This is a genomic window from Streptomyces sp. NPDC001933 (genome assembly GCF_042890955.1).
GTDB lineage: Bacteria > Actinomycetota > Actinomycetes > Streptomycetales > Streptomycetaceae > Streptomyces.
Genome location: NZ_JBIASS010000012.1, coordinates 59,371 through 78,960, shown reverse-complemented (window position 1 = coordinate 78,960; position 19,590 = coordinate 59,371). Strand labels below are relative to the sequence as shown.

The following is a 19,590-nucleotide window of genomic DNA, read 5'->3' as shown; positions in this document are numbered from 1 at the left end:
TGCTGTACGTCGTAGGGGTGTGCCCGGCTGTACTTCGTGGGGGTACCCGGGCTCAGGACACGTCGACCACCACCGAGTGCCAGCCGGTCGCACCGTCGGGCACGGTGCCCGTACGGATGCCGGTCTGGGTGGCGCCGGTTCCGTCGGTGGCGCGGACCTCCAGGGTGTGACGGCCGGATGCGGCGGGCCACTCCCACACCCACTGGCGCCAGGTGTCGCGGGTGCCGGCGGCGGCCAGGCGGGCGGTGTGCCACTTCCCGCCGTCCACCCGGACCTCGACCCGGGAGATGCCGCGGTGCTGGGCCCAGGCGACCCCGGCCACCGGCACGATGCCGGCCTTCGGGGAGGCGGACGTGCGGGGGGTGTCGATCCGGGACTCGGTCTTGACCGGCGCCTGCTGGGCCCAGCCGCGCCGGACCCAGTAGGCGTCGTAGGCGGCGAACGTGGTCAGCTCGATGTCCTCGATCCACTTGCAGGCCGACACGTATCCGTACAGGCCGGGGACGACCATCCGGACCGGGAAGCCGTGCTCGAAGGGCAGCGGCTCACCGTTCATGCCGAAGGCGAGCATCGCGTCGCGCCCGTCCATGACCGTTTCGACCGGTGTGCCGATCGTCATGCCGTCGACGGAACGCGCCACGATCTGGTCGGCGGGGCCGCCCTCGGACGGGGGACGTACTCCCACTTCGCGCAGCAGGTCGGCCAGTCGCACCCCGAGCCACCTGGCGTTGCCGACCAGGGGTCCGCCGACCTCGTTGGACACGCAGGCCAGGGTGACGTCGCGTTCGACGACCTCCCTTCGCAGCAGGTCGTGCAGGCCGACGGTGACGGGCCGCGCCACACCACGGCCGTGGATCCTCAGCCGCCAGGCGCCGGCATCGACGCGTGGCACGACCAGCGCCGTGTCCACCCGGTAGAAGTCCTCGTCCGGGGTGATGAACGGGGTCAGCCCCCGGATCCTCAGATCGGCTCCGGCCGGCACCGCCGGGGCGGCGGACCGCGGGGCCGGGAGGACCAGGTCATGACGGGAGGCGGAGGCCCCCGCCTGGACGGAGGAGGTGAGCCGGCGGCCCAGGAGTCCCGCCCCGGCGGAGACCGCCGCCGTGGCGGTGGCCGCGACCACGAAGCCGCGGCGGTCGAATCCGCCGTCCGCGGGACCGGCACCGGGCGCCGGTGCAAGCCGTCCGGCCAGGAGATACAGCACTGCTACTGCTACCGCGGCACCCACCACCGACGGCAGCGCGTCGGCCGGCACGCCCTCCGGACGCCCTGCCGCCGCCACCGCCCCGACCAGGCCGAAGACCAGGACGGCGGCCGACCCCAGCCGTCGGTGACGTAGCGCCAGCACCCCGATCGCCATGGCGAAGAGCGCCAGGAGGACCAGGATCCCGAGCCGGAGCGCCAGCTTGTCGGCGGTGCCGAAGTTCCGTACGGCGAAGTCCCGCACGGCCGGGGGAGTGCGGTCGATCACCGCACCTCCCACCGCCGTGACCGGGCCCGCCTCGGGACGTACGAGGGCCGCGGCCAGCTCGGCGACCGCCAGGGCGCAGAACCCGGCGATCAGACCGCTGAGCGCGGCGAGGGCGGTGCGCGTCGCGCCCGGTCGAGGGGGCCGGGCGGTTCCGGCGGGCTGTGCATCGTCTCGGTCTTCACTCACGACCGGGATTCGTCGCCCGGCGCCGGGCGGATTGGTCCCTCACCCGATCGGTCGCGGGCCGTTACAGGCCGCGGGCCCGTTCGAACCGGGCGCGTGCCTCGGCCAGGCCGACGAGCGGATCCGGGTAGTCGATCGCGGCCCGGCGCGGCCCGGTGAGCTTCCACGGCTCATGGATCTCGCCGTCCGCCAGCTCCGCGAGCTCCGGCACCCAGCGGCGCACATAGGCGCCGCGCGGATCGAACCGCTTGCCCTGGACGACCGGATTCAGGAGCCGGTTGGGCCGGGTGTCGGTACCGGTGCCCGCCATCCACTGCCAGTTGAGCTGATTGTTCGCCACATCGCCGTCGACCAGCAGGTCCAGGAAGTGCCGGGCACCCACCCGCCAGTCGGCGTACAGCGTCTTGGTGAGGAAGCCGGCCACGAGCATCCGGCCCCGGTTGTGCATCCAGCCCTCGTACGCCAGCTGCCGCATCGCCGCGTCGACCAGCGGATAGCCGGTGCGCCCCGTGCGCCAGGCCCGGATCTCGTCCTCGTCGCACCGCCAGCGGTCGTGCCGGGTGCGGTAGTCCTCCCGGGCTGCGTCCGGCCGTGCGGCGAGCACCTGGTGGTGGAAGTCCCGCCACGCCAGCTGCCGTACGAACGCGTCGGCGCCCGGTCCGCCCCGCTGCCTCGCCCGGTTGATCACTTCGGCCGCCGAGAGAGAGCCGAAGTGGAGGTGGGGGGAGAGCCTGGAGGTCGCGTCACCGGCCAGATCGTCGTGGCCGCTCTCGTAGCCGGCCAGCGGGCCGTGCAGCCAGGACGACAGCAGCCGGCGTCCGGTCGACTCGCCGCCCCTCGCTAGCCCGGGGGAGACGCCGGCCACCGCCGCCCGCTCCGGCAACGGTCCCGGCACCACTGCGTCCGGCAGCCGCACCGCCCGTGGCGCGGCCAGTGTTCCCCGTACCCCCGCCTCCTGCCAACGGCGCAGGTACGGCGTGAACACCGCGTAGTGGTCACGGCCCGCCGGGACGACCCGGCCCGGGGCGACCGCGGTGACCACCGCGTCGTGGACGTGCACGGCGCAGCCGACCGCCGCCAGCGCCGTACGGAGCCGGCTCTCGCGTTGCGTCGCGTACCCGCTCACCCCGCCGGCGACGTGCAGACTCCGCGCTCCGGTCTCCACGGCCACGGCACGGGCGACGGCCACCACGTCGCCGTCCCGGACCACGAGCCGTCCGCCGCGGTGGCGCAGCGCCGCGTCGAGATCGGCGAGGCAGTCGGCGAGGAAGGCCAGCCGGTTCGGAGCGTCGAAGCCGGTCCGGTGGATGCCCCGATCGCGCACGAACAGCGGAACGACGGCATCCGCCTCCCGTACCGCGGCCCGCAGCACCGGGTTGTCGTGCACCCGCAGGTCGGAGGTGAACAGTGCGACGGAGACAGTCATGGAGTGTGTCCTTCCCGGTCATGGAGGTGTGCGCTTCCGGGGGCGGCCCGGTGTCGGCCCGGGGGCGGCCCGGTGTGGCCCCGATATCGGCCCGGTGCCGGTCATTCGCTCGTCCCGAGGCAGTCGCGCAGCCGGGTCAGCCCGTCGCGCAGCCGTGTCTTGACCGTCCCGAGCGGCACGGAGAGCAGCTCCGACACCTCGCGGTGGGTCAACCCCCGGTAGTACGCGAGGGTCACGGACTGGCGCTGAACCTCGGAGAGCCGCCCCACGCAGCGGCGGACCTGTTCGTGCTCCAGCCTGGCCTCCACCTGCTCGGTGACCTGGTCGTAGGCGGGCGTACGGTCCAGCAGCGCCGCCGCGCGCTCACGGGCCGCCGACGCCTCGGCCGAGCGCACCCGGTCCACGGCCCGGCGGTGGGCGAGGGTCAGCACCCAGCTCATCGCGCTGCCGCGGGCGGGCCGGAAGCGGGGGGCCGACCGCCACACCTCGACCAGGACCTCCTGCGCGACCTCCTCCGCCTGGGCCGGATCCCGGAGCACGTTCCGTACCAGCCCGAGGACGGGCCCGCTCACGGCGGCGTACACCGCGGCGAAGGCCTCCTGATCGCCCCGGGCGACCAGCCCCAGCAACTCCTGGAGGTCGGGCCCTGCCGCCGACGCTCCGCCGATGCGCGCGGCTTCCTTCACACGGGCTCCCTCTCTGGCGGACCGGTGCGCGAGATCCTTCCACGCCTCCCGGAAATCGCGATACATCTTGGTTGACGCGTCCGGGTGAACGCGATATGTTCGCCCGCGAGTATTCGATGACGAGTCGATCCGGGGCAGGGGTGGTGGGGGCAGTGGCCAAGCGGCGCAAGCTCAGCAATCCGCTGGCGCTGACGGTCATGGTGCTGCTCGCCGAGCGCTCCATGCATCCGTACGAGATCGCCCAGACGCTTCGGCGGCGCGGCAAGGAACACAGCGTCAAGATCAACTTCGGCTCGCTCTACACCGTCGTCCAGAACCTGGAGAAGCACGGGTACGTGGAGGTGGCCGGCGTCCAGCGGCAGGGCAACCGCCCCGAGCGCACGCTCTACGGCATCACCGAGGCCGGGCGGGCGGAGATGGTGGACTGGCTCTCCGATCTGCTCGCCGTCCCCGCCGCCGAGTACCCGGTCTTCGAGACGGCGCTGGCGCTGCTGCCGGTGCTGCCGCCGCAGGAAGTGGCGGAGCTGCTGGAGACCCGGGCGGCGGCGCTGGCGATCCAGTCGGCGGCCCTGCGGGGTGTCCTCGGCCAGTTGGGGGAGAAGCTGCCCCGCATCTTCGTCATCGAGACCGAGTACCAGCTCCACATGATCGACGCACAGCTGGAGTGGATCAAGAACTTCCGCAACGAACTCACCGACGAGACGATCAGCGGCATCGAGGAGTGGAAATCCTTCCACGAGACCGGTGCGATCCCGTCGGACTGGCAGGACCTGGACGAGAAGGAGATCGTCCTGGACCCGGAGCGGAAGGGCCGGACAGAGGACCCAGAGTGAGAAAAGACCCCGACGGGAGCTGTTGGAGCAGCGACCGCCGGGGTCTCGAACCCCGGACCGGTCACGCCGTGGAGGCGAACCGGGCGATCGAGGTGCGGCACACCAAGGATAGCCCGGCGCTCTTCACGCGGATTCGGCTCGGCATGCCCGAGTGCTCGGTGCGCCCGAGCACCCCGCCGAACCACAGGAGAGCTCTGTCATGAGCACCCGTGCGCCCGCAGCGGCGCGGAACAGCACCCGTGCGCCCGCGGTAGCGGCGCGAAACCTGATCAAGACCTATCCCGGCGATGTCACCGCCCTGCGCGGCATGGACCTCGGCATCGAGGCCGGCACGGTCTTCGGACTGCTCGGCCCCAACGGCGCCGGCAAGTCCACCACCGTGAAGATCCTCACCACCCTGGCCCGCCCCGACTCCGGCACCGCGACCGTCGCCGGACACGACGTACTGCGCCACCCCGACCGGGTCCGGCGCGCCATCGGCGTCGTCGCCCAGAAGTCCGGCGCCGACCCGGTCGCCACCGGCCGGGAGAACCTCCTGCTCCAGGGCAGGCTGTACGGGATGCGAGGCGCGGACGTCCGGCGCCGCGCCGATGAGCTGCTGGACCGCTTCGACCTCGCCGACGCAGGGAACCGCCGGGTCCAGGGCTACTCCGGAGGGATGCAGCGACGCCTCGATGTGGCGCTCGGCCTGGTCCACCGTCCCGAGGTGCTCTTTCTCGACGAACCCACCACCGGACTCGACCCCGAGGCCCGTACCGCGATGTGGGACGAGATCGCCCGGCTGGCCGGCGACGACGGGCTGACCATCGTCCTGACCACGCACTACCTGGACGAGGCCGACCGGCTCGCCGAGCGCATCGCGATCGTCGACCGCGGCCGGACCGTCGTCGAGGGCACTCCCGACGAACTCAAGGGCGAACTCCGGGGCGACGCCGTCCACCTGGAGCTGCGTACCGGCGGCGACACCGCGGTGATCACCGCCGCGCTCACCGGACTGCCCGGTGTGCACGAGGTGCTGGTCGACGGCCGCCGGGTGAGCGTACGCGCCGAGGACGGCGCCGCGGCCGTACCCGTCCTGCTCACCGCCCTGGAGCGGGCCGGAGCGGCGGTCGCCGCCGCCACCGTGGCCCGCCCCTCCCTCGACGACGTCTATCTGCGCTACGCAGGACGCCGTTTCTCCGAAGCCGAGGCCGAGGCCGACGGCGCGGACGTCCGGCGGGCCCCCGTCCTCACCCCTGCCGGAGGCGGCCGATGAGCGGTCAAGCACTCGTCCAGACCTGGTACATGACCCAGCGTCAGCTCACGGCGATCATCCGGCAGCCGGTCTTTCTGGTGATCTCCCTGATCCAGCCGGTGATCTGGCTGTTCCTGTTCGGCAACCTCTTCAAGAAGGTCGTGGAACTCGGCGGCTTCGGCACCACGTCCTATCTGGACTACCTGATCCCGGGCATCGTGGTGATGAGCGCGCTCGGGTCGAGCATGTGGGCCGGGATGGGCACCCTGGAGGAGATCGAGCGCGGCACGCTCAACCGCTTCCTGACGACACCGGTCAGCCGCAACGCGCTGATGAACGCCAACGTCGTGCAGAACGGCATCAGTACCGCCGTGCAGTCCGTCGTCATCGTGCTGCTCGGCCGGGCCGCCGGGGCCTCCTACCCGGGCGGCGCGGGCGGACTGCTGATCCTGGTGGTCGCCTCGGTCCTGCTCGGCACGGTCTTCGGCGCGCTCTCCAACGCCCTGGGCATGCTGGTCCGCCGGCGAGAGTCGATCATCGGCATCAACACCTTTCTGCTGCTGCCGCTGACCTTCCTCTCCTCCTCCTTCATGGCCCCGGGCCAGATGCCGTCCTGGATGCGTCACGTCGCCGACTTCAACCCGGTCGACTGGGCGATGGTGGCGGGCCGTTCCGCGCTGACCGCCGCCCCGGACTGGGGCGTGGTGGCCGGCCGCGGGGGAGCCCTGCTGCTTCTCGCGGTGGTGGCGGTCGCGCTGTCGACCCGCACGTTCCGCTCGTACCAGAAGTCCGTCTGACGGGCGCGCCTACGACAGCTTCGTACCGCCGACCCGGTCCGGGACCGCACTCCCGGGCCGGGTCCTCGGCTTCAGCGCCGCCCTCATCGCGAGGAAGACCAGCAGCCCGAACGGCGACAGCAGAATCGTCAGCACCAGCAACGGCCCCATCACCAGCGGCGAGATCCCCAGCCGCCGCCCCTCCAGGTACATCCACTGGCCCAGCAGCAGATCCCAGGCGATCACCTGCGCCCAGATCGCCCCGGCCCCGTTCGCCAGCGCCATCAGATCTCGGAAGGTGTCGATGTCGGGGCTGCGCACCGCGTCCCAGAGCTCGGGAAAGACGGGCACGGCCATGATCAGGTAGAGCGCCAGTACCGGCAGGACGGTGAGCGGCGAGGCGGCGACGCGCGCCGTGGGACGCCAGTTGGGCGCCAGGATCATGAGCAGCCAGAACGGAGCTGCCAGGAAGAACGAGATCTCGAAGAGCGCACCGGTCATGACGCGAACTCCTTCTGGGCGGAAGCGGATTCGGAGCCGGAGACGGCGTCGGTGTCGGAACCGGCGTCGGATTCGGGGCTCGTGCCTGTTCGCTGCCCTGCGGGAGCCGGCCTCAGTGCCCCCAGCGTGCCGACGGTGCTCGCTACCACGATCAGCGCGGCGGCACCGAGCGTCGCACCGTCGGGGTGGATCAGCGGCTGGCCGCGCAGCGCCTGCCAGGTGACCAGCGCGACGACCGCCGCGTACGCCCCCGAGGCCACCAGTACCAGCCGCAGCCGGACCCGCGGGTCGCGCAGCCGCGGGAAGCGCGGGGCCAGGGCGACCAGCGCGAGCAGGAAGAGCGGCAGCAGCTGGAGCGCGTGCATTCCGATGAAGTGCGGGATGCGCAGATCGCCGCCGGTAGTGGACCAGCCGGTCAGCGGCATCGACGGGCCGCCGTCCGGTACGCCGACGGAGTGCGCGCCGATCACATCGGCGGTGTCCAGGTTCCCGGCCGCCCGCTGCTCGCGGGTGGGCTGGGTCATCAGGAAGCCGAATCCGGCGCCCACCAGGGCGAGCAGTACACCCGAGCGGATCGCCCAGGCGGAGGCGCGGTCGGCGATCCGGGCGCGCAGCAGCAGGATCGCGATGACCAGGGTGCTGGTCCACAGGATGACGACGGTGACGGCCATCGCGTTGAACAGCGACTCGTCGAACGGTGTGGCGTGGTTGAAGTGGCTCCGCTTCCCGCGGATCACCTGCCCGGTGATGATCGCCATCTCGACCAGGCTGGACAGCGCGACAACGGTCCCGGCCCACCAGCCGATCCGTCGGCCACGGGTGACCAGCGTCAGCATCCAGGCGAGGGCGAGTGCGTACACGACGAACGAGACCGCGAACTTGAACGGTTTGAACCATATCGCCGCGCCCGCGAGGACCCGGTCGTCGGCTATGAGGCCGATGGCCGAGACGGCCGTCATGACGGCCATCACCGCGGCGAAGAGGACTAACGGGCGATGCCAGGAACGCCAGGAGGACATGAGGACCCCTCAGAGATTATGGATAGTGGCACTTCCCGCTATCCGATAGTGGAACTATCTATGATGGGTCGGGGGATTGGCAAGCGCGGAAGTCGGCAAGCGCGGAAGGAAGAACACGCAGTGCGCATCGGCGAGTTGAGCAGCAGGTCCGGGGTCCCGGTACCGACGATCAAGTTCTATGTACGTGAAGGGCTGCTGCCGGCAGGGCAGTTGACCAGTCCGAACCAGGCGAGTTACGACTCCGGGCACGAGCGCAGGCTGCGGCTGATCCGCGCCCTGCTGGATGTCGGCGGGCTCTCGCTGGCCGCCATCGGCGATGTGCTGCGGGTGGTCGAGGACCCGGCGCAGCCGGTGCACAAGGTGCTGAACGCCGCGGCGAAGCGCCTCACCCCGCTGCACGAGGACGAGGCGGGGCCCGAACTGGAGGACGCCCGCGACGAGGTGGCGGAGCTGGTGGAGCGGCGGGGCTGGCGGGTCGAGGCGCACGGTCCGGCGGGCGAGTCCCTGGCCGGGGTGATCGTCGCGCTGCGGCGGGCGGGGCACGGGGGCTTCGTCGAGCTGCTCGACGACTACGCGGCCGCCGCCGAACCGGTCGCGCGGGCCGACCTCGACTACGTGGGGCGGCGGGTGGCGCGCGAGGACCTGGTGGAGAGCGTGGTGGTGGGGACGGTGCTGGGCGAGGCGATGTTCAGCGCGCTGCGACGGCTCGCGCATGTGGACGCGTCCGCGCGCGCCTACGACGGGGGCGGCGCCAGGGACGGCGGTCCGGACGGCGAGGGTGTGGAAAGCACGGAGGTGCCGGGCGCCGGTGGGTGAGCCGGGGGCCCGGACGCGGGTATGCCCCGGCCGGGGGCCGGGGCATACCTGTGCGATCCGGTGTTACGCGGCGCCTTCCTGCTCGCGCTCCACCTGTGCGTTCCACTCGCGCTTGACCGAGCGCCAGGCGTCGTCGTTCTGGCCGAGCCGCCAGTAGCCCGAGATCGACAGCCGGGAGAGCGGTATCCCGCGCTCCAGGCGCAGATGGCGGCGGATCTCCTTCACGAAGCCCGCCTCGCCGTGGACGAACGCCTGGACCTCGCCCGCGGGGAAATCGAGCCCCTTCACCGCGGCGGTCAGCGCCTCGCCGACCGGGCGCTCCCCGCGGTGCAGCCAGGTCACCCCGACACCGTCCGGCGTCACGATCTTCTGCTCCTCGGCGGCGTCCGCCACCTCGATGAACGCGTGCACCACCGCACCCGCCGGCATCCGCTCCAGGGCCGCCGCGACGGCCGGCAGCGCGCTCTCGTCGCCCGCCAGCAGGTGCCAGTCCGCCGAGGCGTCCGGGCCGTAGCCGCCGCCCGGACCGAGGAAGGTCACCCGGTCGCCCGGGGCCGCCCGCAGCGCCCAGGGCCCTGCGAGGCCCTCGTCGCCGTGGACCACGAAGTCGATCGCCAGCTCACGGGTGGCCGGATCCCAGGAGCGCACCGTGTACGTACGAGTCGTGGGCCACAGCTCGCGCGGCTGCTCCTCGCGGATGCGGGCCATGTCGAAGGGGTGCGCGTAGTCGGCGCCCTCGGGGGCGAAGCAGAGTTTGACGTAGTGGTCGGTGAACCCGGCGAGCTCGAAGCCGGCGAGGCCCTCACCGCCGAGCACCACGCGCACCATGTGCGGGGTGATCCGCTCGGTGCGCAGCACCTCGGCCCCCTGCGCCTGGGGCGCCTGCCGCGCCGGTCGTTCTGCCACGAGGTTCTCCCTGCTCCGATTGCTTAGGCTTACCTAAGCTAGCACCTCAGCCCTGGAGAGTGGAGAGCAGGCGCTGCACCGCTCCGCCCAGCCCCCACCGCTTGGCGAGGGCTTCCAGGGCAGCGGGATCGCGCGGCCCGGCGGGCAGCGTGGGATCGAATTCCGGCAGCGGTACGTCACCGGCGACCCGGACCACCTTCGGCGCGACGGCCACGTAGTCCCGCGCCTCGTCGAGCCGCTTGCGCTGCGACGGCGTCAGCCTGGCCTTCGGGTCGTCGACGGCGGCCATGATCCCGGCCAGGTCACCGAAGGCGTCCAGCAGCTTCGCCGCGGTCTTCTCGCCGATGCCCGGGACGCCCGGCAGCCCGTCGCTGGGGTCGCCGCGCAGCAGGGCGAGATCGACGTAGCCGGAGCCGTCCACGCCGTACTTCTCCCGCAGCCACGCCTCGTCCGTCAGCTGGAGCGAGCCGACGCCCTTCAGTGGGTAGAGCACCCGGACCCCGCGCGCGTCGTCGACCAGCTGGTAGAGGTCCCGGTCGCCGGTGACGATGTCCACGGGGCCGGTGGCCAGGCCGGTGAGCGTGCCGATCACGTCGTCCGCCTCGTAGTCCGCGACGCCGACGCGGGCGATGCCGAGCGCGTCGAGCACGTCCTCGATGACGGGCACCTGCGGGGCCAGCGTGTCGGGGGTCTCCTCCTCGTCGGGCAGCCCCTCGGCGGTCTCCACCGCGACCCGGTGCGCCTTGTACGTCGGGATCAGCTCGACCCGCCAGTGGGGCCGCCAGTCCGCGTCCATGCAGGCGACCAGGTCGTCCGGCCGGTGGTCCTGCACCAGGCGCCCGATGAAGTCGAGCAGGCCGCGCACGGCGTTGACCGGTGTCCCGTCCGGGGCGCACACCGAGTCGGGGACCCCGAAGTAGGCGCGGTAGTAGAGGGAAGCGGTGTCGAGGAGCATCAGGCGTCGCGTCACACCCCGATGATGCCGCACCCCACTGACACCGGCCGCCCCGGACGCCGGGCGCGGAGAACTCCGGGGTGACTTCTGGGTGGCTTCGGGGTGAAGGAGCGGGCAATGGCGATCGCCGCTCAGATGTGACCTGGATCACTCTTGTGTTTGCTATGTGTAAGCGGGGGCAGGCGCGCAGCCGGAGCGGATCACGTACCGGTTTCAACCAGTGCACGTGCCATGCGGGCCGAACCCGCGTCGCTCCACGGTCTGCCGGAGGGGGTTGGCAGACCGTTTTTCGGTTCAACCCGCGAGGTGTATGTGTCAAGGCTGCAAGCTGAACGCTTGTACAAAGTGTTCGGCAGACGACCCGATCAAGCCGTGCAGAAGCTCGAAGGCGGCGCAGACCGCGACGAGCTGCGCGCCGACGGAACGACCGCAGCGGTGATCGACGCCTCGTTCACCGTGGAGCCGGGACAGATCTTCGTCGTGATGGGTCTGTCCGGGTCCGGGAAGTCCACGTTGCTGCGCATGCTCAACGGACTCCTGGAGCCCACTGCCGGGCGCGTGCTGTTCGACGGCCAGGACCTGACCGCCCTGAGCCCCGCCGAGCTGCGCCATGTCCGGTCCACCAAGATCAGCATGGTGTTCCAGCACTTCGCGCTCTTCCCCCACCGCAGTGTGCTGGAGAACGCCGCGTACGGCCTGGAAGTGCAGGGCGTGCCCCGCGCCGAGCGCGAGAAGCGCGCCGCCGAGGCCCTGGAGCTGACCGGCCTGGCCGGCTGGGAGAAGTCCTGGCCCGACGAGCTGTCCGGCGGCATGCAGCAGCGTGTCGGTCTGGCCCGCGCCCTGGCCACCGACGCCGACCTGCTGCTGATGGACGAGTCCTTCAGCGCGCTCGATCCGCTGATCCGCCGCGACATGCAGGACCAGCTGCTCGAACTGCAGAAGCGGCTGAAGAAGACCATCGTCTTCATCACCCACGACCTCAACGAGGCCATGCGCCTCGGCGACCGCATCGCCGTGATGCGCGACGGGAAGATCGTCCAGCTCGGCACCGCCGAGGACATCCTCGTCACGCCGGCCAACGACTACGTCGCCTCCTTCACCCAGGACGTCGACCGGACCCGGGTGCTGACCGCGGGCGCCATCATGGCCGAACCGCACACCGTCATGGGCACCAGCACGGACGACGGCAAGGAGCTGCGCACCGCCGCCGACGTGCTCGCGGCCGCCCCGGCCACCGTCACCGAGTCCACGCCGATCATCGAGCTCTTCACACCGTGCTCGCAGAGCGGGGTCGCCGTCGCCGTGACCGACGCCGAGGGCAAGCTCATCGGCGTCGTCCCGCGCGCCCGGCTGCTCGCCGTCCTCGGTGAGCCGATGACCCCCGCCGAGGCCCCGAAGGACGTCCGGACCAGCACGACCCTCGCGAAGAACACGAAGAAGGTGGCCAGTGTTTAGGCTTCCTCTCGGTGACTGGGTCGACTCCGCCGTCGACTGGCTCCAGACCCATCTCGCCTGGCTGTTCGACGCGATCAGCTCCATAGTCAGCAACATGTTCGACGGCATAGCCGCCGTTCTCTCCGCCCCTGCCCCGCTGCTCTTCGCGGGCATGGTCGCGGTCATCGCCTGGTGGCTGCGCGGTCTGCTCGCCGGTGTGCTCGCCTTCGTGGGCTTCGCCGTAATCGACTCCGTCGAGCTGTGGGACGAGGCGATGGACACCCTCACCCTGGTGCTCGTCGCCACCATCATCGCGCTGGTGCTGGCCGTACCGCTGGGCATCTGGGCGTCCCGCTCCAAGACCGTCAGCGCGGTGACCCGGCCGGTCCTGGACTTCATGCAGACCATGCCCGCCATGGTCTACCTGATCCCCGGCGTCATCTTCTTCGGCGTCGGCGTGGTGCCCGGCATCATCGCCACCATCATCTTCTCGCTGCCCCCGGGCGTCCGGATGACCGAGCTCGGCATCCGCCAGGTCGACGGCGAGCTCGTCGAGGCGGCCGAGGCCTTCGGCACCACCAGGCGCAACACCCTGCTGCGGGTCCAGCTGCCGCTCGCCCTGCCCACGATCATGGCGGGCATCAACCAGGTCATCATGCTGGGCCTGTCCATGGTGGTCATCGCCGGCATGGTCGGCGGCGGCGGCCTCGGCGGCGCCGTCTACCGCGCCATCGGCAACGTGGACGTCGGCCTCGGCTTCGAGGCGGGCATCTCCATCGTCATCGTGGCGATGTACCTGGACCGGATGACCGGCGCGCTCGGCCGCGAGGTCTCCCCGCTCGCCCGTCGCGCGCTCGCCAAGGCGCAGGCGATGGCCGGCGGCTTCAAGATCTGGAACCACCGCCCGCAGCCCGTCGTCGCGGTCTCCGGCGTCGTCGTCCTCGCGCTCGTCGCGGGCGCCCTGGGCGTCTTCGGCTCCTCCGGCTCGGACGATGCCAAGAACACCGCCGAGGGTTCGGACATCGGCGCGGGCAAGAAGATCAGCATGGGTTACATCCCGTGGGACGAGGGCATCGCCTCCACCTTCCTCTGGAAGGAGATGCTGGAACGGCGCGGCTTCGAGGTCGACGTCAAGCAGTACGAGGCCGGCGCGCTCTACACGGGTATGGCCAACGGCCAGATCGACTTCGAGACCGACTCCTGGCTCCCGGTCACCCACGCCAGCTACTGGAAGAAGTACCAGGACCGCCTGGAGGACATGGGCTCCTGGTACGGCCCCACCTCGCTGGAGCTGGCCGTCCCCTCGTACATGAAGGACGTCAAGTCCCTCGCCGACCTCAAGGGCAAGGGCTCGCAGTTCAAGGACCGGATCGTCGGCATCGAGCCGAGCGCCGGTGAGATGGGCCTGCTCAAGGACAAGATCCTGCCGGGCTACGGCCTGGACAAGGAGTACAAGGTCGTCGACGGGTCCACGCCGTCGATGCTGGCCGAGCTGAAGCGCGCGTACGCCAAGAAGGAACCGATCGTCGTTCCGCTCTGGTCGCCGCACTGGGCCTACAACCAGTTCGAGCTCACCAAGCTCAAGGACCCCAAGAACCTCTGGGGCAAGGGCGACGGCATCCACACCCTGGCCCGCAAGGGCTTCTCCGCCGACAACCCCGAGGTCGGCAGCTGGCTCAAGAACTTCGAGATGACCGAGGACCAGCTCACCGGCCTCGAGGCGCAGATCCAGAAGTCCGGCGCCGGCAAGGAGCAGGAGGCGGTCCGCACCTGGCTGAAGGCCAACCCGGGCGTCGCCGACAAGTGGACCCCGGTCGCCAAGGCCGCGCCCGCCAAGGAAACGAACGGCAAGGACGAGCGCGACCGCGCCGTCGAGATGGCCTGGTTCCCCTGGGAGGAGGACATCGCCGCCACGTACCTGTGGAAGGCCGTCCTGGAGGAGCGCGGCTACAAGATCAACCTCAAGCAGTTCGAGGTCGGCCCGATGTACACCGCGATGTCGCGCGGCCAGATCGACGTGCAGTTCGACGGCTGGCTGCCGTACACCCAGAAGAACTACTGGGAGAAGTACGGCTCGCAGCTGAGCGACCTCGGCTCGTGGTACGGCCCGACGTCCATCGAGGTCGCGGTGCCCTCCTACGTGAAGGACGTCAAGTCCCTCGCCGACCTCAAGGGCAAGGGCTCGCAGTTCAAGGGCCGGATCGTCGGCATCGAGCCGGGCACCGCCACGATGGAGAACCTCAAGACGAACGTGCTGCCGGCCTACGGCCTGGACAAGGAGTACAAGGTCGTCGACTCCTCGACGCCCGGCATGCTCGCCGAGCTGAAGCGCGCGTACGCCAAGAAGGAGCCCATCGCGGTGCTGCTCTGGACCCCGCACTGGGCGTACAGCGAGTACGGCATGACCAAGCTGAAGGACCCCGAGAAGGCCTTCGGCGACGGTGACCGGCTGCACACCATCGCGTCCAAGGAGTTCCCGAAGAACTACCCGCAGCTGACGAAGTGGTTCAAGGACTTCAAGCTGAGCGAGGACCAGCTCGCCGGTCTGGAGAACCAGATCCAGAAGCACGGCGCGGGGCACGAGGAAGAGGCCGTGAAGGTCTGGATGGAGAAGAACCCGGGCATCGCGGACAAGATGGCTCCGCAGTAGGGATTCCCGAGGACTTCCCGTAGGTTCCGAAGGACCGGAAAGGGTGGGCACCGCCGTCGGCGGGCCCGCCCTTTCGGGGTTTTCGGACGTTCGTCATCCGGCCGACCTTGCGCAACCGTGTGCGTAATGTGCTGGCAGCCGGAAGGATGGCGAGTCGGGAGGGAGCCGGACATGGACGAGAAGGAAGCACTCCGCGTGGGCGCCGCGGTCCGCCGAAGGCGCAGAACCCTGGGGCTCACGCTGGCCGCGGTCGCCGGCCGCAGTGGTCTGTCCGTGCCGTTCCTCAGCCAGATCGAGAACGAGCGGGCCCGGCCCAGCGCCCGGTCCCTGGACCGGGTCGCCGAAGCCCTGGAGACCACCACGGCACGGCTGCGCGCCGCCGCGGACTCGGCACGCGCCGTCGATGTCGTACGGGCGGCCGAGCACGACGGCGTACGCAGGGTGGTGCGCGGACGCCACCAGCTCAGCGCCCTGGAGTTCACCGGGGAGATCGACCTCGCGCGCGAGTTCCAGCACCGCAACGACGAGGTGATGTACGTGGTGCGGGGCGCCGCCGAGGTGGAGGCCGAGGGGCAGGCGTACCGGCTGGAACAGGGCGACACCCTCTTCCTGTCCGGCGGGGTGCGGCACCGCTGGCGGGCCACCGTGCCCGGCACGAGACTGCTGGTCGTCGCGGTCGCCGAGCACATCGACGCCACTTACGACCCGCGCCGCTGAGAGGGGCCCGTCGTGCGCGTCGTCTCCCTGGTCCCCTCGCTCACCGAGGCCGTCGCCGTCACGGCGCCCGGCCTGCTGGTCGGCGCCACCGACTGGTGCACCCACCCGGCCGGGCTGGCCGCGGCCCGGATCGGCGGCACCAAGAATCCCGATGTTCCGGCCGTCCTCGCGCTCCGGCCCGATCTGGTCGTCGCCAACGAGGAGGAGAACCGCGAGCCCGACCTCGCCGCGCTCCGGGCCGCCGGGACCGAGGTGCTCGTCACGGAGATCCGCACCCTCGACCAGGCCTTCGAGGAACTGGAACGGGTCCTGGTCACCGCCTGCGGGCTGGCCAGGCCGCGCTGGCTGGACGAGGCCGAGGCGGCCTGGGCCGCGCTGCCGCCGCCCCGAGCGCCGCGCCGCGCGATCATCCCGGTCTGGCGCAGGCCCTGGATGGTGCTGGGCCGCGACACCTTCGCCGGGGACCTGCTGGCCCGGCTGGGCGTCGAGAACGTGTACGCCGGCCACGCCGAGCGCTACCCCCGCATCCCGCTCGACGTGCTCGGTGCGGCGGGCGCCGATCTGGTCGTCCTGCCCGACGAGCCGTACCGCTTCACCGCCGACGACGGGCCCGAGGCCTTCCCCGCACTGCCCGCCGCACTCGTCGACGGGCGGTACCTCACGTGGTACGGGCCGTCACTGGTGCGGGCGCCTGCGGTGCTGCGAGCAGCGCTCCGCTGAACAGCCCGCGCAGCGTCCGGACCCCGGCCACCGCCCAGGCCGCCACCAGCAGGACGTACAGCGCGACGGCCAGCCAGGTGTACGCGGTGAGCCCGGTGTGCCGGGCCAGACCGGCGGCGCCGGTGACACACGTACCGATGGGGAAGGTGAAGCCCCACCACGTCATGCCGAAGGTCATGCCGTTGCGCGCCGCCCGCACCACCATCGCGACGGCCAGCGCCAGCCACATCAGCGCGAACCCCATCACCGGCACCCCGTACAGCACGGCGAACACTCCGAGTCCCGAGGCGTACGGTTCCCCGATCGCACCCTGCGCCACATCGGCGAGCTGATTGACCGCGGTCGTCGACTGGCCCAGCGGGCCGAGGACCAGGAACAGCGTGGGGGTCAGCGCAAGCGGCAGCGGCCCCTGGTGGACGAGCCGGGCGAAGATCAGCGGCAGCATCACCAGCGTGGCCAGCAGACTCAGACCGAACATCGCGTAGCAGGCCAGCAGCATCGCCTCCTGCCACTGCCCGGCCGGCAGCTCCGGCACCAGCAGCGGACCGAGAGCCGCGGAGACCATCGGCGCCACCACCGGAAGCAGCCACACCGGTGACGCGTTGCCGGGCTCGATCCGGTGGCGTACGACCATCAGATACGGGATCGCGACCGCGGCGGCCAGCCCGATCAGCGTGCCCGCCGAGTACAGCACCACGTCCAGGGCGAGCGCCGCCCGGTGCCCGATCAGATCCTGCCCGACCACCATCGTCGAACCGCCGACCGCGAGCAGGGCCATCGACAGACAGCCATAGAACGGGGCGACGGCAGGGTCGAGCAGATGGCTGCGGGCCTGGTCGCGGTGGGCGATCCAGTGCCCGGTCCGGGCCGCGAGCACCGCGGCGAGCGCGACCACCGCGAGCACCCACACCACCGTGCAGGCGGCCCGCAGCCCCGGCACGTCCACCGGCAGCGCGACGCCCGCGCTCGCGACGATCGAGGTGCCCATCACGGCCGCGTACCAGTTGGGGCCGAGGTATCGCAGGGCGGGCAGCCGCTCGGCGGCCGGAAGCGGGGTCGAGGACCGCTGCGCCTGCCGGGTCTGCTGCGTCTGACGTGCCTGCTGCGTCTGTCGCGTCTGCTGGGTCTGCGGAAAGGTGGCCATGCCACGATTTTCGCGGCGGGGGCCGGGCCCCACCAGGGAGTCCGTCCCTATGAGGTCATAAGGTGGATTTATGGCCGGTGAAGCGCATGTCCCCCTCTCCCACCGCATCCCCGACCTCGGAGCGCTGGAACTCCTGCTCGCCGTGGCCCGGCACGGCAGCCTGGGGCGCGCGGCCCGTGACGTCGGCGTCACCCAGCCCGCCGCCAGCAGCCGGATCCGGTCCATGGAACGCCAGCTCGGCGTGGCCCTGCTGGACCGTTCACCGCGCGGCTCCCGGCTCACCGACGCGGGCGCGCTGGTCACCGACTGGGCGCGCCGGATCATCGAGGCTGCCGAGGCGTTCGACGCGGGCGCGCAGGCGCTGCGCGACCGGCGGGACTCCAGGCTGCGGGTCGCCGCCTCCATGACCATCGCCGAGTACCTGCTGCCCGGCTGGCTGATAGCGCTGCGCGCCGAACGGCCGGACACGGCGGTCTCGCTGCTGGCCGGAAACTCGGCGGCGGTGGCGGGCCGCCTCCTGGTCGGCGAGGCCGACCTCGGATTCGTGGAGGGCCTCTCCGTGCCGGAAGGGCTCGACGGCACGGTCATCGCCCACGACCGCCTCGTCGTCGTGGTCGCCCCGTCCCATGCCTGGGCCCGCCGCCCGGCCCCCCTCACCCCGCAGGAACTGGCCGTGACCCCGCTGATCCTGCGCGAACACGGCTCCGGCACCCGCCAGGTCCTGGACGCGGCCCTCGCCGTGCACGGCGGCCTCGCCCAGCCGCTGCTCGAACTCTCCTCCACGACCGCGGTGAAGGGGGCGGCGGAGAGCGGTGCCGGGCCGTGCGTCCTGAGCGAACTGGCGCTCGGCGAGGAACTGTCCTCGCGCCGGCTGGTCAAGGTCCCGGTCGCCGGAGTACGCCTGCGGCGCCAGCTGCGCGCGGTCTGGCCCTCGGGCCACCGCCCGACGGGCCCGGCCCGCGACCTGCTGTCACTGACGGGACGGGACACCTGAGACCCCCGGGTCCTCACGTCCTGGCCCCACGCCCCGGCCCCTCGCGCCGCGGCGAAGACGCTGGTGAAAGCGCTGGCAGGCGCCCCGCTCCGTGACGAAGAATGCACGGATGAACGCGATCGCTCCACCCGCCACCGGAGTCCGGCACCACTGGGCCGACCTCCCCGAACCCGTCCGCGACGCCGTCGAGGACATCCTCGGCGGCCGGGTCGTCGAGGCGCGGAGCCAGAGCGGCGGGTTCTCGCCGGGGGTCGCCGCCCGCGTCCGCCTCGCGGACGGCCGACGTGCCTTCGTCAAGGCGGTGAGCGCCGAGACGAACCCCGGCAGCCCCGGCCTGCACCGCGCCGAGGCCCGCCACACCGCGGCGCTCCCGCCCGGCATCCCCGCGCCCCGGCTGCTCGGTTCGTACGACGACGGCACCCGGGTCGCCCTCGTCCTCCAGGACATCGACGGCCGCCAGCCCCGCGTCCCCTGGGACGCCACCGAGCTGGACCGGGTCCTGACGGCGGTCGGCGAACTGGGCGCGGCCCTGACCCCGGCACCGATCGACGCACCTGCCGCGGCCGACCGCAAGGCCGGGATGTTCAGCGGCTGGCGTGCCCTGCTGGCCGACGGGGACACCGACCGCCTCGACCCGTGGGCGGCGCGCAACCTCGCCCTGCTCGCGGAACTGGAGTCGGGCTGGGCAAAACCGGCCACCGGGGACAGCCTCGCCCACAGCGACCTGCGGGCCGACAACATCCTGCTCACCGACGACCGGGTGGTCTTCGTCGACTGGCCCCACGCGCTGCGCGCCGCTCCCTGGTTCGACCTGCTGACGATGCTGCCGTGCGTGGCGGCGCAGGGCGGCCCCGACCCGGAGGCCGTCTTCACCGCGCACCCGCTGGGCCGGGACGCCGACCCGGCGGGAGTGACGGCGGTGCTCGCCGCGCTGACCGGCTACTTCGTGGCGGGATCACTGAAGCCGGCCCCGCCCGGTCTCCCGACGCTACGGGCCTTCCAGGGGGCCCAGGGCGCGGCGGCGCTGCGATGGCTGCGCGGCAGGCTCGGGAAAGTCGCTCCCCGAGGCGGCCCCCTCCACGGCCGCAATGGTGGAGATGGAGACCTTTACGCCCTGCCGGGGGC

At 71.7% G+C, this 19,590-nt stretch carries 17 protein-coding genes and 1 pseudogene; 10 read left to right on the top strand and 8 right to left on the bottom strand.

The window, feature by feature from the left end:
• Positions 1 to 52: 52 nt before the first annotated feature.
• From ACFYY7_RS27145 to sigK, 3 genes are all read right to left on the bottom strand, one after another.
• Positions 53 to 1,657, bottom strand: coding sequence for a molybdopterin-dependent oxidoreductase (locus tag ACFYY7_RS27145; RefSeq protein ID WP_388665345.1), 1,605 nt, complete (start codon positions 1,655 to 1,657; stop codon positions 53 to 55).
• 61 nt (positions 1,658 to 1,718) lie between these two features.
• A complete protein-coding gene (locus tag ACFYY7_RS27140) occupies positions 1,719 to 3,080 on the bottom strand; it encodes a cryptochrome/photolyase family protein (protein WP_388665343.1) in 1,362 nt (453 codons plus the stop codon).
• A 101-nt stretch (positions 3,081 to 3,181) separates the two neighbouring features.
• Complete coding sequence (sigK, locus tag ACFYY7_RS27135) at positions 3,182 to 3,766, bottom strand: ECF RNA polymerase sigma factor SigK (RefSeq protein ID WP_388665341.1); 585 nt, start codon at positions 3,764 to 3,766, stop codon at positions 3,182 to 3,184.
• 116 nt (positions 3,767 to 3,882) lie between these two features.
• Between sigK and ACFYY7_RS27130 the strand changes: the two genes are divergently transcribed.
• The 3 genes from ACFYY7_RS27130 to ACFYY7_RS27120 all read left to right on the top strand — a co-directional run bounded on the left by ACFYY7_RS27130 (position 3,883) and on the right by ACFYY7_RS27120 (position 6,630).
• On the top strand, positions 3,883 to 4,599 hold the full coding sequence (locus ACFYY7_RS27130; RefSeq protein ID WP_388665339.1) for a PadR family transcriptional regulator: 717 nt from the start codon (positions 3,883 to 3,885) through the stop codon (positions 4,597 to 4,599).
• A 199-nt stretch (positions 4,600 to 4,798) separates the two neighbouring features.
• On the top strand, positions 4,799 to 5,854 hold the full coding sequence (locus ACFYY7_RS27125) for an ATP-binding cassette domain-containing protein (protein ID WP_388665337.1): 1,056 nt from the start codon (positions 4,799 to 4,801) through the stop codon (positions 5,852 to 5,854).
• On the top strand, positions 5,851 to 6,630 hold the full coding sequence (locus ACFYY7_RS27120) for an ABC transporter permease (RefSeq protein WP_388665335.1): 780 nt from the start codon (positions 5,851 to 5,853) through the stop codon (positions 6,628 to 6,630). Before ACFYY7_RS27125 ends, ACFYY7_RS27120 begins: the two co-directional genes overlap by 4 nt.
• A gap of 9 nt (positions 6,631 to 6,639) precedes the next feature.
• Here ACFYY7_RS27120 and ACFYY7_RS27115 read toward each other — a convergent pair whose 3' ends face one another.
• The gene (locus ACFYY7_RS27115) at positions 6,640 to 7,110 is read right to left on the bottom strand and encodes an ABA4-like family protein (protein WP_388665333.1); all 471 of its coding nucleotides are present in this window, start codon (positions 7,108 to 7,110) and stop codon (positions 6,640 to 6,642) included.
• Entirely contained in the window at positions 7,107 to 8,078 is a 972-nt protein-coding gene (locus tag ACFYY7_RS27110; RefSeq protein WP_388665331.1) for a hypothetical protein, read from the bottom strand. The genes ACFYY7_RS27115 and ACFYY7_RS27110 overlap by 4 nt, the downstream gene beginning before the upstream one ends.
• A gap of 171 nt (positions 8,079 to 8,249) precedes the next feature.
• On the opposite strand from ACFYY7_RS27110, the gene ACFYY7_RS27105 reads away from it, so the two are divergent.
• A complete protein-coding gene (locus ACFYY7_RS27105; RefSeq protein WP_388665329.1) occupies positions 8,250 to 8,945 on the top strand; it encodes a MerR family transcriptional regulator in 696 nt (231 codons plus the stop codon).
• 63 nt (positions 8,946 to 9,008) lie between these two features.
• Here ACFYY7_RS27105 and ACFYY7_RS27100 read toward each other — a convergent pair whose 3' ends face one another.
• The gene (locus ACFYY7_RS27100) at positions 9,009 to 9,851 is read right to left on the bottom strand and encodes a siderophore-interacting protein (RefSeq protein ID WP_388665327.1); all 843 of its coding nucleotides are present in this window, start codon (positions 9,849 to 9,851) and stop codon (positions 9,009 to 9,011) included.
• Between the two features lie 46 nt (positions 9,852 to 9,897).
• The gene (locus tag ACFYY7_RS27095; RefSeq protein ID WP_388665613.1) at positions 9,898 to 10,806 is read right to left on the bottom strand and encodes a 5'-3' exonuclease H3TH domain-containing protein; all 909 of its coding nucleotides are present in this window, start codon (positions 10,804 to 10,806) and stop codon (positions 9,898 to 9,900) included.
• Between the two features lie 372 nt (positions 10,807 to 11,178).
• Here ACFYY7_RS27095 and ACFYY7_RS27090 point away from each other — a divergent pair, with 372 nt between their 5' ends.
• From ACFYY7_RS27090 to ACFYY7_RS27075, 4 genes are all read left to right on the top strand, one after another.
• Positions 11,179 to 12,261, top strand: coding sequence for a glycine betaine/L-proline ABC transporter ATP-binding protein (locus tag ACFYY7_RS27090; RefSeq protein ID WP_388665325.1), 1,083 nt, complete (start codon positions 11,179 to 11,181; stop codon positions 12,259 to 12,261).
• Positions 12,254 to 14,890 (top strand): ABC transporter permease/substrate binding protein, encoded by a 2,637-nt coding sequence (locus tag ACFYY7_RS27085; RefSeq protein ID WP_388665324.1) that lies wholly within the window; start codon positions 12,254 to 12,256, stop codon positions 14,888 to 14,890. The genes ACFYY7_RS27090 and ACFYY7_RS27085 overlap by 8 nt, the downstream gene beginning before the upstream one ends.
• Before the next feature lie 171 nt (positions 14,891 to 15,061).
• Positions 15,062 to 15,607: an XRE family transcriptional regulator gene (locus ACFYY7_RS27080; RefSeq protein WP_358948808.1), complete on the top strand. Its 546-nt coding sequence runs from the start codon at positions 15,062 to 15,064 to the stop codon at positions 15,605 to 15,607.
• 12 nt (positions 15,608 to 15,619) lie between these two features.
• Positions 15,620 to 16,327 (top strand): helical backbone metal receptor, encoded by a 708-nt coding sequence (locus tag ACFYY7_RS27075; RefSeq protein ID WP_388665322.1) that lies wholly within the window; start codon positions 15,620 to 15,622, stop codon positions 16,325 to 16,327.
• Here ACFYY7_RS27075 and ACFYY7_RS27070 read toward each other — a convergent pair.
• Complete coding sequence (locus tag ACFYY7_RS27070; protein ID WP_388665320.1) at positions 16,266 to 17,471, bottom strand: TDT family transporter; 1,206 nt, start codon at positions 17,469 to 17,471, stop codon at positions 16,266 to 16,268. The genes ACFYY7_RS27075 and ACFYY7_RS27070 overlap by 62 nt on opposite strands.
• Positions 17,472 to 17,541: 70 nt before the next feature.
• Here ACFYY7_RS27070 and ACFYY7_RS27065 point away from each other — a divergent pair, with 70 nt between their 5' ends.
• Positions 17,542 to 18,465 carry a LysR family transcriptional regulator gene (locus ACFYY7_RS27065; protein ID WP_388665318.1) on the top strand — a complete coding sequence of 308 codons (924 nt, stop codon included), beginning with the start codon at positions 17,542 to 17,544 and terminating at the stop codon, positions 18,463 to 18,465.
• 109 nt (positions 18,466 to 18,574) lie between these two features.
• Positions 18,575 to 19,513, top strand: a pseudogene (locus ACFYY7_RS27060) (aminoglycoside phosphotransferase family protein); the annotation flags it as partial.
• Between the last annotated feature and the right edge of the window lie 77 nt (positions 19,514 to 19,590).

Coding starts and splice junctions, on each gene's coding strand:
- ACFYY7_RS27140 (WP_388665343.1), bottom strand. CDS start 3,080: ATGACTGTCTCCGTCGCACTGTTCACCTCCGACCTGCGGGTGCACGAC.
- ACFYY7_RS27115 (WP_388665333.1), bottom strand. CDS start 7,110: ATGACCGGTGCGCTCTTCGAGATCTCGTTCTTCCTGGCAGCTCCGTTC.
- ACFYY7_RS27125 (WP_388665337.1), top strand. CDS start 4,799: ATGAGCACCCGTGCGCCCGCAGCGGCGCGGAACAGCACCCGTGCGCCC.
- ACFYY7_RS27120 (WP_388665335.1), top strand. CDS start 5,851: ATGAGCGGTCAAGCACTCGTCCAGACCTGGTACATGACCCAGCGTCAG.
- ACFYY7_RS27130 (WP_388665339.1), top strand. CDS start 3,883: ATGACGAGTCGATCCGGGGCAGGGGTGGTGGGGGCAGTGGCCAAGCGG.
- ACFYY7_RS27070 (WP_388665320.1), bottom strand. CDS start 17,471: ATGGCCACCTTTCCGCAGACCCAGCAGACGCGACAGACGCAGCAGGCA.
- ACFYY7_RS27080 (WP_358948808.1), top strand. CDS start 15,062: ATGGACGAGAAGGAAGCACTCCGCGTGGGCGCCGCGGTCCGCCGAAGG.
- ACFYY7_RS27065 (WP_388665318.1), top strand. CDS start 17,542: ATGGCCGGTGAAGCGCATGTCCCCCTCTCCCACCGCATCCCCGACCTC.
- ACFYY7_RS27110 (WP_388665331.1), bottom strand. CDS start 8,078: ATGGCCGTCATGACGGCCGTCTCGGCCATCGGCCTCATAGCCGACGAC.
- ACFYY7_RS27095 (WP_388665613.1), bottom strand. CDS start 10,806: ATGCTCCTCGACACCGCTTCCCTCTACTACCGCGCCTACTTCGGGGTC.